Source organism: Caulobacter sp. SRI_008 (assembly GCF_057586355.1).
Genome location: NZ_JBYCZS010000027.1, coordinates 59875 through 72368, shown reverse-complemented (window position 1 = coordinate 72368; position 12494 = coordinate 59875). Strand labels below are relative to the sequence as shown.

Annotated in this window: 10 protein-coding genes; 2 read left to right on the top strand and 8 right to left on the bottom strand. The window is 68.8% G+C overall.

Annotated features, from left to right (window positions below):
• Positions 1-87: 87 nt before the first annotated feature.
• The 6 genes from AC2YHT_RS21155 to AC2YHT_RS21130 form a co-directional block, all read right to left on the bottom strand.
• Complete coding sequence (locus tag AC2YHT_RS21155) at positions 88-633, bottom strand: DUF1697 domain-containing protein (RefSeq protein WP_487291865.1); 546 nt, start codon at positions 631-633, stop codon at positions 88-90.
• A gap of 86 nt (positions 634-719) precedes the next feature.
• Complete coding sequence (locus AC2YHT_RS21150) at positions 720-872, bottom strand: hypothetical protein (RefSeq protein WP_487291864.1); 153 nt, start codon at positions 870-872, stop codon at positions 720-722.
• Positions 873-914: 42 nt separating this feature from the next.
• Positions 915-2699, bottom strand: coding sequence for a DUF885 domain-containing protein (locus AC2YHT_RS21145; protein ID WP_487291863.1), 1785 nt, complete (start codon positions 2697-2699; stop codon positions 915-917).
• 199 nt (positions 2700-2898) lie between these two features.
• A complete protein-coding gene (locus AC2YHT_RS21140; RefSeq protein ID WP_487291862.1) occupies positions 2899-3876 on the bottom strand; it encodes a zinc-binding dehydrogenase in 978 nt (325 codons plus the stop codon).
• 45 nt (positions 3877-3921) lie between these two features.
• Positions 3922-4518 carry a TetR/AcrR family transcriptional regulator gene (locus AC2YHT_RS21135; protein WP_487291861.1) on the bottom strand — a complete coding sequence of 199 codons (597 nt, stop codon included), beginning with the start codon at positions 4516-4518 and terminating at the stop codon, positions 3922-3924.
• A 351-nt stretch (positions 4519-4869) separates the two neighbouring features.
• Positions 4870-5766: a LysR family transcriptional regulator gene (locus AC2YHT_RS21130; protein WP_487291860.1), complete on the bottom strand. Its 897-nt coding sequence runs from the start codon at positions 5764-5766 to the stop codon at positions 4870-4872.
• 96 nt (positions 5767-5862) lie between these two features.
• Here AC2YHT_RS21130 and ilvD point away from each other — a divergent pair, with 96 nt between their 5' ends.
• Complete coding sequence (ilvD, locus tag AC2YHT_RS21125) at positions 5863-7716, top strand: dihydroxy-acid dehydratase (protein ID WP_487291859.1); 1854 nt, start codon at positions 5863-5865, stop codon at positions 7714-7716.
• Positions 7717-7916: 200 nt separating this feature from the next.
• Here ilvD and AC2YHT_RS21120 read toward each other — a convergent pair whose 3' ends face one another.
• Both AC2YHT_RS21120 and manD read right to left on the bottom strand, forming a co-directional pair.
• Positions 7917-8669, bottom strand: coding sequence for a FadR/GntR family transcriptional regulator (locus AC2YHT_RS21120; protein WP_487291858.1), 753 nt, complete (start codon positions 8667-8669; stop codon positions 7917-7919).
• Positions 8670-8787: 118 nt separating this feature from the next.
• Positions 8788-9999 (bottom strand): D-mannonate dehydratase ManD, encoded by a 1212-nt coding sequence (gene manD, locus AC2YHT_RS21115; RefSeq protein WP_487291857.1) that lies wholly within the window; start codon positions 9997-9999, stop codon positions 8788-8790.
• Positions 10000-10279: 280 nt separating this feature from the next.
• Between manD and AC2YHT_RS21110 the strand changes: the two genes are divergently transcribed.
• On the top strand, positions 10280-12484 hold the full coding sequence (locus tag AC2YHT_RS21110) for a TonB-dependent receptor (RefSeq protein WP_487291856.1): 2205 nt from the start codon (positions 10280-10282) through the stop codon (positions 12482-12484).
• Positions 12485-12494: the final 10 nt, after the last annotated feature.

Sequence of the window (12494 nt, the reverse complement as noted above, 5' to 3'; positions counted from 1 at the left end):
AGGTGTAAATCTGGCGCTGGGGCGGCGCGGCCGCCGGTGGCGACGTCGCCGGCGGTCTCAGGCGCTGCCGAGGTGGACAGTGAGGGACTAGATCGGCTCAAGCATGTCGGCGAGCGCCAGCACCGCCGTCCACGTCCGCCCCGTGATCCGCGTGCCGAGGGTCTTCTCGACCAGGCTGGTGGTCAGTTTCGAGCCGCCGACGCCGTCGGGATAGATCGCATAGATCTGGCGGCTTTCGGCCCGCGCCTGTTCGGTCCCGCGGATCGCCGCGCGCAGGGCGCCCATGGCCTTCTTGTCGGGGGTGTCCTTGCAGAACAGGGTCATCAGCCAGCCCGGATCGGCCGCCGCGAAGTCCGGGAACGGGTTGGCCGCGACCAGGGCCCGCCAGGCCTCGGCGGTGCGGACATAGACATCGGTGCGCAGGCCCAGGCGCGCCATCAGCTCGGTTTCGATCTGGGTCTGAAGTTCCGCGCCGGTGCGCTCGCCGCTCTCGAACACCAGGTCGCCGACCTTGGGGCCCATGCGGACTTCGGTGTGGCCGAGATCGGTCAACAGGCCGGTCAGCTCGTCGGCGGTGATCAGACGACCACCGGCGGCGTTGACGCCGCGCAGCAGGGCGATGTGGAGGGACATGGTCGGGCCTTTCGAACGAGGCGGCTGTTTAAGCCCTGGGCGGGCCGCCGTCGCGGGGGATTTGTGGCCGGCGCTTGCGTCCAGCCCTACGACTTGCCCTTTCCCCCGCCGAACTTGAAGATCCCGATCCCCAGGGCGATCCCCAGCAGCAGGCCTATCGCCATGTTGTGGATGATGGCGCCGAAGATCACGCCGACGATCAGCCCCATGGGCAGGCCCAGTACGCCGGTCTTGTTCATCGAAGGTCCTTGGAAATCGGGTTGGAAGGGAAGCGGCGGGCGTCAGGCGCCGGGCCATTCGTCGAGCATATCGGCCAGCACGTCGAGGGGCATGGTGCCGGCGGTGAGGCCGGCGTCGTGGAAGCCTTTCAGGCTGAACTTCGCGCCCAGGCGCTTTTGCGCGCGGGCGCGGCTGTCGGTCCAGGTGCGCCAGCCCAGCATGTAGCTCGACGCCTGGCCCGGCTGCACGCAGTAGCGCTCGACCTCGCGGGTGACCGAGGTCTCGGCGTCGCCCAGGGTCTGCGACATGTAGGTTATGGCCTGCTCGCGGCTCCAGCGCTTGGCGTGGATGCCGGAGTCGAGCACCAGGCGGCTGGCGCGAAACAGCATCGAGGCGACGTAGCCCAGCTGGCCCAGCGGATCGTCCTTGTAGGCGCCCATCTCGTCGGCCAGCTGCTCGGCATAGAGCGCCCAGCCCTCGGAATAGCCCGAGAAGATCGGCAGTCGGCGCAGGGTGGGGATGCCCGGCGCTTCCATCATCAGGGCGTTCTGCAGGTGGTGGCCGGGGATCGCCTCGTGGAACACCAGGGTCGGCAAATCAAAGCGCGGCTGCTCGGCCGTGTCGCGCAGGTTGATCGAGAACAGGCCGGGCCGCGAGCCGTCGAGGCTGGGCGGGGTGTAGTAGGCGCCGGGCGCGCCGGCCTCGATCGACGGCGGGATGCGCTGGATCTTCACCCCGGCCTTGGGCAGGTGACCGAAGTAAGTGGGGAGTCGCTCGCGCATGGCCGCGACCTTGGTCTCCAGATCGGCCAGCAGGGCCGCGCGGCCGGCGTCGTCGTTCGGATAGAGGTTGGCCGGGTCGCGGCGTAGGGCGGCGATGCGGGCGCCGACCGAGCCCTTGGTCAGGCCGCGGGCCTTCAGGATCGTGTCGGCGCGGGCCGTGAAGCGGGCGACGAGGTCGAGACCCAGGCGATGGATCTCGTCGCCGGCCAGGTCGGTGGTCGTCGCCGCGCGCACGGCGAAGCGGTAATAGGCCTCGCCGTCGGGCAGCCGCCAGACGCCGGCGTCGTGCGTCGCGGTCGGCAGGGCGGCGCTCAGCAGCTGCGCCTGGCGGCGCAGGGCGGGATAGACCTCGGTCTCGACGATCCTGGCGGCGCGGGCCTCCCAGTCGCCGGCGATGGCCTTGGCGCTGGTGCGCCGGGTCAGGCCGACGACCAGTTCCGAACTGGCCGGGGCGGGGGCCAGCATGGTTTGGAATTGCGAGAGGGTGGTGCGCAGCACGAAGTCCGGCGGCGTCGCGCCCCTGGCGAAGTCGGCGCGGGCCCGGGCGGTCTCCTGGTCGAGCAGCACGGCGAAGGCCGACAGGCGCGACAGATAGGCCTGCGCGTCGGCCGCGTCACCTACCGGATGGGTGTCGGCCAGGAAGCCCGGCACGCTGCGATAGGCGCCGGTCAGCTGCGAGATCACATAGGGCGCGGCCACCCCGACATCGGGATTGCCGTAGGGCGTATCGAAGCTCTGCAGCGTGGTGTCGGCCATGTAGGCGGCCGAGCGCAGGTTGACCCGGTCCATACCGGTCAGGGACTTGGCGTCGAAGGTCGCCAGGTCCTTGCGCAGGTCTTCGAAGATCTGGCGGGTGCGCAGCAAGCCGGCCGGCGAGCGGTCGTCGAGCTTGCCGCGGGCGGCGGCGTTGGGGCCGGCGTCCAGGCCCGTCAGGGTCATCAGCTGCGGCGAGTCGAGCATCGCCCGCTGGATCAGCCGCTCGAGCACGCCGGTCAGGCGTTCGCCTTCAGTGTCGCGCGCCAGGGCGGGCAGGGGCGCCGCGACGAGGGCGGCTGCGGACAGCATGAAGGAACGACGGTTCGCCATGCTCCGGTTGTAGCGCGCCTTGCGCTTCGCGCCAGGGGTGAAGCTCGGGAAGGCGTCTCGCGAGAACCTCGCCCTTCGACAGGCTCAGGGTGAGGTTCTCTACTGCGAGGCTCTGCAATGGTCCTCATCCTGAGCTTGTCGAAGGACGAGGACCACGCATGGCGTATAGTTCAGCAGCTTACGGCCGCAGCAGCACCTTGCCGGTCTTACCCGGGGTCAGCGAGGCCTTCACGGCGTCGGACACCTGGTCGAGGCCATAGACGCCGTCGGTCGGCAGCTTCAGCTTGCCGGTCGCCACCTGGGTCAGCAGCTCGCCGATCAGCTTGCGGCGCAGGTCCGGCGCCATGGTCGCCGAGACGGTCGAGCCCCAGAAGCCCTTCACGGTCAGCTGCTTGAAGATCACCGCGCCCGACGAGATCTGCATCGGCTCGCCGGTCATCGAGCCGAACGAGACCAGCAGGCCGTTCTCGCCCAGCAGGTCGGCCATGTCGCCCGAGGCGGTTCCGCCGATCGAGTCCACGGCCGCCTTGATCGGCGCGCCGCCGGTCAGTTCGGCGACCTTGGCCTTCCAGTCCGGGTCGGCGGTGGAGACGGCGTTGTCGATGCCGAGGTCCGTCAGCTCGGCCACGCCGGCGTCGCGGCGCACGAGGTTGATCACGTTGACGCCGCGAGCCTTGGCCAGCATGGCCAGGGTCTTGCCGACCGCGCCGTTGGCGGTGTTCTGGGCGACCCAGTCGCCTTCTGCGACGCCGAGCGACTCAAGGAGCGTGATGGCGCTGAACGGCATGGCGATCAGCTGGGCGGCGGCTTCGTCCGGAATGGCGTCGGGCACGGGCACCAGGCCGGCGGCCGAGGCGATGAAGTATTCGGCCCAGCTGCCATGAACCCCGGCCACGGCGAAGCGCTGGCCGACCAGGGCGGCGTCCACGCCGTCGCCCACGGCGTCGACGATGCCGACCGCCTCGCTGCCGCCGATGGCGGGCAGGGCGGGCTTGTAGCCGTAGTTGCCGCGCACGGTCCAAAGGTCGTGGTTGTGGATCGGCGACAGCAGGGTGCGGATGCGGACCTTGCCGGGGCCGGGCTCGGGGATCGGGCTGTCGGCCAGGGCCAGGACTTCGGCCGGGTCGCCGAACACGTCGTGGATCGCGCTGCGCATGGGGGTCTTCCTTCTTGTTGTCTTGTTGTCTTGGGGGGATGCGGCTCAGGCGGCCGCGAGCATCTGTTCGGTGGTTCGCAGGGCCTCGCGCAGCGGGCCCTGGTCCTTGGAAAGCTTGGCCAGGATGGCCGCGCCCAGCCACAGGGCGTACATCGCCCGGGCGGTGGCGACCGGATCGCCGGACCCGGGCAGGGAGCGGTCGTCGCGGCCCTCGACGATGACGGCGGCGATGCGGCGCACCAGGCGCTCGACGCCGGTGTTGAGGATCTGCCGCATGTCTTCCGACAGGTCGGAGATCTCGGCCGCGAGCTTCACCACCAGGCAGCGGTCGGCCATGCCGCAGGCCGCGTCGGTGTCCAGCCACACGGCCCAGTAGGCCATCAGCTTGTCGCGGCCGCTGGCGCTGGTGTCGAACAGGCCGGCGAGCTTGACGCCGTATTCGGCGCAGTAGTCGTCCAGCAGGGCGCAGCCGAACGCCTCCTTGGAGGCGAAGTAGTAATAGAACGAGCCCTTCGGCACGCCGCTGGCGTCCAGCAGCTCCTTCAGCCCCATGCCGCCGAACCCTTGGCGCAGCACGAGCTCGCGGCCGGTGGCCAGGATGTGCTCGCGGGTAAGTTCGGACTTCTTGCGGGCGGCGGTCATGAGGGCTGTATGGCGGATAATAGACCGGTCGTCTAGTTTTGCGTTTTTGACCCCCGCTCCTTTGATCGTCATCCCGGCCGAAGGGCTGCGCAGCAGACCGTAGAGCCGGGACCCAGGGGGCTGGGCGCAGCGGTTGGATTCGCAGGCGGTGGTGGCCGTCGCGTTGCGGGTGGCCCCTGGGTCCCGGCTCTCCGCTTCGCTACGGCCGGGATGACGAATGTGTGTGGGGTGAGGGTGTGCTCGGCGCTGGCCCCCTCCGGCCCTCCGGGCCACCTCCCCCAGAGGGGGAGGATCTGCGCCGCACAAGATGCTCCCCCTCTGGGGGAGCTGTCGCGGAGCGACTGAGGGGGGCTACCCCGCCCCCACCAACCGCAGCATCTCCCGCAAGGTCGGCGTGTCATCGTCGCGCCGCCACGCGAGCCCCGTCTCCAGCGTCGGCGGATCGCGCACCTCGATATAGGCCACGCCCGCCCGCGCCAGGTTTCGCAGCGAGGCCGGCACCAGGGCCACGCCGAGCCCGGCCGAGACCAGGCTGATGATGGTCTGCATCTGGATGGCCTCCTGCACGATGTGGGCGGGACGGCCCAGGCGGGCGAAGTAGCCGGTGACCAGGTCGTGGAAGGCCGGCGCGACGGTGCGGGGGAAGAGGATCAGCGGCGCATCGACGATGGCCTCCGGCACGAGCACCCCGTCCTCGACCGTCAGCCGGCCGTCCTCGATCCAGGCGGCCGGGGCGGCGGCGACCAGGGGTTCGGAGACCAGGCGCTGGTAGGCGAGCGGCTCGGGCAGGGCGCGGTCGGACGGCGGGATGATGATGCCGGCATGGCGCTCGCCGGCGACGATGGCGGGGATCTGCACGTCGCTGGTGGCTTCGACCAGGCGGATTTCGACGTCCGGATAGGCCCGCGAATAGCGGCTGACCAGGTCGGGCAGCACGCTGTAGTCGGCGGTGCTGACGAAGGACAGCGACAAGAGGCCCGTCTGGCCGTCGCGCAGCCGCCGGGCGGTGGTCGGCAGTTCGTCGACGGCGGCCAGGGCGGCCAGCACGTCCGGCAGCCAGGCTTCGCCCAGGGGGCTAAGCCGCACGCTGCGCTTGGAGCGCACGAACAGGGGCGCGCCCAGGGTCTTTTCCAGCGCCATGATCGACTGGCTGAGCGGCGGCTGGGTCATGCCCAGGCGCTCGGCCGCGCGGCCGAAGTGCAGGGTCTCGGCGACGGCCGTGAAGTGGCGCAGCGGGCGGATGTCCATTTAATATCTCTGGCGACCTAATGTCGCCGTTCTAATATATTTTGAAAGCGCCGTGCAGGGGCGTAATAACCCCACAGCCGACACTGAGATTTTCCCATGCCTCCCTATCGCTCACGCACCTCCACCCACGGCCGCAACATGGCCGGCGCCCGCGGCCTGTGGCGCGCCACCGGCATGAAAGACAGCGATTTCGGCAAGCCGATCATCGCTGTCGCGAATAGTTTCACCCAGTTCGTCCCGGGCCACGTGCACCTGAAGGACCTGGGCCAGCTGGTCGCCCGCGAGATCGAGGCCGCCGGGGGCGTGGCCAAGGAATTCAACACCATCGCCGTCGATGACGGCATCGCCATGGGCCATGGCGGCATGTTGTATTCGCTGCCCAGCCGCGAACTGATCGCCGATGCGGTCGAGTACATGGTCAACGCCCACTGCGCCGACGCGATCGTCTGCATCTCCAACTGCGACAAGATCACGCCCGGCATGCTGATGGCCGCCATGCGCCTGAACATCCCCGTCGTCTTCGTCTCGGGCGGGCCGATGGAGGCCGGCAAGGTGCAGATCAAGGGCGCGATCCGCTCGCTGGACCTGGTCGACGCCATGGTCGTGGCCGCCGACGACAAGTACACGGATGAGGAAGTCGAGGCGATCGAGAAGGCCGCCTGCCCGACCTGCGGCTCGTGCTCGGGCATGTTCACCGCCAACTCGATGAACTGCCTGACCGAAGCTCTGGGCCTGTCGCTGCCGGGCAATGGCTCGGTCCTGGCCACTCACGCCGATCGCGAGGCCCTGTTCAAGGAAGCCGGCCGGCTGATCGTCGACCTGTGCCAGCGCTGGTACGAGCAGGACGACGCCACGGCCCTGCCGCGCGGCATCGCCACCCGGGCCGCGTTCGAGAACGCCATGAGCCTGGACATCGCCATGGGCGGCTCGACCAACACCGTGCTCCACCTGCTGGCCGCCGCCAGCGAGGGCGAGGTCGAGTTCTCGATGGCCGACATCGACCGGCTGTCGCGTCGCGTGCCCTGCCTGTCGAAGGTGGCCCCGGCCAAGAGCGACGTGCACATGGAAGACGTCCACCGGGCCGGCGGCGTGCCCGCCATCCTGGGCGAGCTGGAGAAGGGCGGCCTGATCGACGCGACCCAGCCGACCGTCCACGCCGCGACCATGGCCGAGTCCCTGGCGCGCTGGGACATCGGCCGCACCAACAGCGGCACGGCCCAGGAGTTCTTCCGCGCCGCGCCCGGCGGCAAGCCGACCCAGATCGCCTTCAGCCAGGCCGCGCGCTGGGAGGACCTCGACCTCGACCGCGAGAAGGGCGTCATCCGCTCGGTCGAGCACCCGTTCTCCAAGGACGGCGGCCTGGCCGTGCTGTTCGGCAACCTGGCCCCGGAAGGCTGCATCGTGAAGACGGCCGGGGTCGACGAGTCGATCCTGACCTTCCGCGGTACGGCCCGGGTGTTCGAAAGCCAGGAAGACGCCGTCAGCGGCATCCTGGGCGGCAAGGTCACGGCCGGCGAGGTCGTGGTCATCCGCTACGAAGGCCCCAAGGGCGGTCCGGGCATGCAGGAGATGCTGTACCCGACCACCTATCTGAAATCGAAGGGCCTGGGGGCGGCTTGCGCCCTGATCACCGACGGCCGCTTCTCGGGCGGCACCTCGGGCCTGTCGATCGGCCACGTCTCGCCGGAAGCCGGCGAGGGCGGCCTGATCGCCCTGGTCGAGACCGGCGACTCGATCCTGATCGACATCCCCAACCGCGGCATCCAGCTGGAAGTCTCCGACGCGGTGCTGGCCGAGCGCCACGCCGCCCAGCTGGCCCGCGGCAAGGACGCCTGGAAGCCGAAGGACCGCAAGCGCGAGGTCTCGCCGGCCCTGCGGGCCTATGCGGCCATGACCACCAACGCCGCGCGCGGCGCGGTGCGGGATGTAAGCCAGGTCGAGCGGGGGTAGTTCTCGCTTCTGGATTTGGGAGGTGATGGGTCTCGAGCCGCATCGCCTCCCAAACACCGAGCATCCCCGCGAAGGCGGGGATCCAAGCGGCGCCAGCGGATGAACCGCGGCCGCGCCCCATCCTGAACGTCAGCTTGGGTCCCCGCCTTCGCGGGGATGAGCGGATTTATTGCGGGTGGAAGGGGAGGGCTTCCGCTCCTCTAGATCGCCACCCGCTTGGCGATCGCGTCGCGGCGGGCGCTGGTCTCCTGCTGGGCCCGCTCGACCGCTTCGGTCTCTGTCGCGTGCAGCAGGTGTTCGATCACCCGTTCCAGGTGGTCGCGCATGGCCTGGCGGGCGGCGGCGGGGTCTCGGGCCTTCAGGGCGTCGACCACGCGGCGGTGCTCGGCGATGCGCGGCTCCAGCCCCATGCCGCGGGCGCGGGCCAGGATGTTGCGGGCCAGGGGCGAGCGGTTGCGCCAGTCCCATAGGTTCTCGATCGTGGCGATGATCGCGCCGTTGCCGGTGGCGCCGGCGATCACGAGGTGGAACTCGCGGTCGGCGTCCTCGCCCCGGATCTCCTCTTCCTCGTGCATGCGATCCAGCAGGCTTTCCAGCTGGGCGATCTGCTCTTCGGTGATCGAGGTGGCGGCGAGCGCCGCGGCCTCGCCCTCGAACAGGCGGCGGGCCTCGATCAGCTCGAAGGCGCCGATTTCAGCATCCCGCTCGGCCGGCTGCGGCGCGACGGGGCGCACGTCGCCGGTGACATAGATGCCCAGGCCGTGGCGAGCCTCGATCATGCCCAGCATTTCCAGGGCGATCATCGCCTCGCGCAGGGTGGGGCGGGACACGCCGAACTGCTCGGCCAGTTCGCGCTCGGTCGGCAGGCGGTCGCCCAGCTTGTACTGGCCCGCCTCGATGGCGTCGGCCACGGTGTCCGCGATCTTGCGGTAGAGCTTGACGTTGTCCGACATGGGGTCCTGGAATCGACGCGCGGAACCTTAAGGTTCGACACCGATAACATAACCCTTGTCGGACGCCCCGGCTATTTGGTCTGACAAGATCGCGGCGGCGATCTCACCAATCCCGCGCTTACCAATCGTGCATCGAGCCGTCTTCGCGGCGGGCCACGGGCAGATAGGCCCGGCTGTAGGGATATTTCGCCGCCAGGGCCTCGTCGATGTCGACCCCCAGGCCCGGCGCCTCGCCCGGATGCAGCATGCCGCCTTCGAAGCTGTAGGCGTGCGGGAACACCGCGTCGGTCTCGGCCGTGTGGCGCATGTATTCCTGGATCCCGAAGTTGGGGATCGACAGGTCGAAGTGCAGGGCCGCGGCCATGCAGACGGGCGAGAGGTCGGTGGCCCCATGGCAGCCGGTGCGCACGCCGTGCATGTCGGCGAAGGCGGCCACGCGGCGCAGGTGGGTGATGCCGCCGGCGTGCACCACGGTGGCGCGGATGTAGTCGATCAGCTGTTCCTCGATCAGCTGCTTGCAGTCCCAGATCGAGTTGAAGATCTCGCCCACGGCCAGCGGGGTGGTGGTGTGCTGGCGGATCAGGCGGAAGTTGGCCTGGTTCTCGGCCGGGGTGGCGTCCTCCATCCAGAACGGCCGGTAGGGCTCCAGGTCCTTACCCAGCCGGCCGGCCTCGATCGGGGTCAGGCGATGGTGCACGTCGTGCAGCAGGTGGACGTCCCAGCCCAGTTTCTCGCGTGCCGCCTCGAACAGCGGCGGCACGCTGCGCAGGTACTTCTCGGTCGACCAGACGCTCTCGCTGGGAAGGTCGGCGTCGGCCGGCTCGTAGAAGAAGCGGTCCTTGGAGACGCCGTAGACGGTCTTCAGTCCCGGCACGCCCGATTGCAGGCGGATGGCCTTGTAGCCCTGCTCGGCATAGACGGCGGCGTTGTCGAGGGTCTCCTCGATGCTGGCCCCGTTGGCGTGGCCGTAGACCATGACGCCGGTGCGACAGGCCCCGCCCAGCAGCTGGTAGAGCGGCAGGTTCGCGATCTTGGCCTTGATGTCCCACAGGGCCATGTCGACCGCCGCGATCGCCGACATCGTCACCGGCCCGCGCCGCCAGTAGGCGCCCTTGTAGAGGAACTGCCAGATGTCCTCGATCTGGTGGGCGTCGCGGCCGATCAGGCAGGGGATGACGTGGTCGTTGAGATAGCTGGCCACCGCCAGTTCACGGCCGTTGAGGGTGGCGTCGCCAATCCCGTGGACGCCGTCGCTGGTCTCGATCTTCAGGGTGACGAAGTTGCGCCCCGGACAGGTGACGATGACCCTGGCGGCGGTGATCTTCGGCATCGGCGTCCTTCCGCGGCGGCGCCGGTACGCGGCGACATGTCTTCCCGTCATCTCGTTTAAACGGGGCGGGGTGGTTGTCAATCCAATGGTCAGACCAATTGGTCGGCAAAGACTCGACCACGATGAGGCGCGCGGCGGACGGGCGCCTCACAAAAGGGCGCCTATATCGGTCCAAATAATATCGATACATAAGTGTTGACATATTTTCGACCCAGACCCCAGCCTGGGCGTCGACCCGCCATCAGAGCGGGCGTGACCATGCATGCACTGGGGACCTGCTATGCGTACCGACCTGAAGATCCTGCTTTCCACGGCGGCGCTCGCCGCCCTGGCCGCGCCGCTGGGGGCGGCCGCTCAAACCGCTACGCCCGCGCCGGCCGCCGACGAGACGGTCGAGGAGATCGTCGTCACCGCGCTGAAGCGCTCGACCACCCTCCAGACCACGCCGATGGCCATCAGCGCCGTCACCGGAGACAGCCTGCAGAAGATCGGCGCCACCGGCCTGCAGGACTATTTCCGCGCGGTGCCGGGCGTGAACCTGACCCAGGGCCAGCTTGGCCAGAGCCGCGTGACCATCCGCGGCGTGCAGGGCTCGGGTGAGGCCACCACCGGCCTCTATTACGACGAGACCTCGATCACCGGCCCCTCGGGCACCACCCAGGACCCGGCCAACAACGCCGCCGACCTCAACCTGTTCGACGTCGAGCGGGTGGAAGTGCTGCGCGGCCCGCAGGGCACGCTGTACGGCGGCGGCTCGATGGGCGGCACCATCCGGGTGATCTATTCCAAGCCCGACAGCACGCAGTTCAGCGCCTCGATGGAGGCCCAGGCCACCACCACCAAGGGCGGCTCGCAGGGCTCGTACCTGAAGGCCATGGGCAATATCCCGCTGATCGAGGGCAAGCTGGCCGCCCGCATCGTCGCCTATACCGAGGACCGCCCCGGCTATGTCGACAACGTCAAGACCGGCGCCAAGAACATCAACGACAGCCACGCCGACGGCTATCGCGCCATGCTGGGCTTCACGCCCACCGACGACATCTCGCTGGTCGTCACCAAGATCCACCAGAACTCGTCGGCCGACGACCTGCAGGGCTGGTACGACCGCCTGGGCGACTACAAGACCGACAGCGTCGTGAAGCTGCCGCTGAACACCGAAATGGACCTGACCAGCGTCACCGGCAAATGGTCGAGCCCGATCGGCGAGCTGACCGCGTCGAGCGCCTACTACAAGTACGACATGCTGCGGACGATCGACTTCACCCCGCAGTACAAGCCCTATATCGGCAGCGCCTATGGCGTGATCGGCTACCAGCCGGCCTATCTGGGCGCCTGGAACCACGAGGTGCGGCTGTCGTCGAAGGGCGAGGGCCAGTTGCAGTGGACGGTCGGCGGCTACATGGAGCTGCGCAAGGACCACATCGACAGCAACACGGTGCTGACCAGCCTGGCCACGGGCCTGCCCTACAGCCCGATGCAGTACGTGCAGGGCCGTTACGTCAACACCAACGTCAAGCAGACCGCCGAGTTCGGTGAACTGACCTGGACGCCGCCGCAGGTCGAGGGCCTGTCGCTGACGGTGGGCGCGCGCCACTACGACTACACCAAGACCACCGGCAGCGCGGGCACGCAACGCAACCTGCTGACCGGCGCCGCGCCGGCCGCCTATTCCGAGCAGACCGCCGAAGCCTCGGGCTGGGTCTACAAGTTCAACGCCAGCTACAAGATCACTTCGGACATCATGGCCTACGCCACGGCGTCCGAGGGCTTCCGGCCGGGCGGCGCCAACAACGTGCCGGGCCTCAACAGCAAGCTCGTGGTCTACAACCCCGACAGCCTGTGGAACTATGAGGCGGGCCTGAAGACCAGCTGGCTGGGCGGCAAGCTGACCGCCAACACCGCCGTCTACCGCATCGACTGGAAGAACCGCCAGACCAGCGCCATCACCGCCGACGGCCTCTATTCCTTCATTACCAACGCCGGCGCGGCGCGGATCCAGGGTATCGAGCTCGAGGTCTCGGCCCGTCCGATCCACGGCCTCTCGCTGAACGGTTCGGTGGGCTACACCAAGGCCGAGCTGACCGAGGACCAGGCCAACGCCAACATCCTGGTCGACGGCTCGACCGGCAAGAAGGGCGACCGCATCGCCAACGTGCCCGACTGGACGGCCGCGGCCTCGGCTCAATACACGTGGCCGCTGCCTGTGGCGGGCCTGAACGGCCTGGTGCGCGCCGACTACGCCTATACCGGCGACATGGTCTCCACCTTCCGCCCGACCTACGTCTACTACGACAAGTTCGGCGGCTTCAGCACGGTGAACCTGCGGGCCGGGGTCGAGGGCGAGGGCTGGGGCGTCTACGCCTTCGTCAGCAATCTCACCGACGCCGAGGGCATCATGAACAAGAACAGCAACGTCGGGTACCAAGACCTGCTTTATGGATTGACCCCGCGCACCTTCGGGGTGAACGCCCGTCGGAAGTTCTGATCGATCTCTA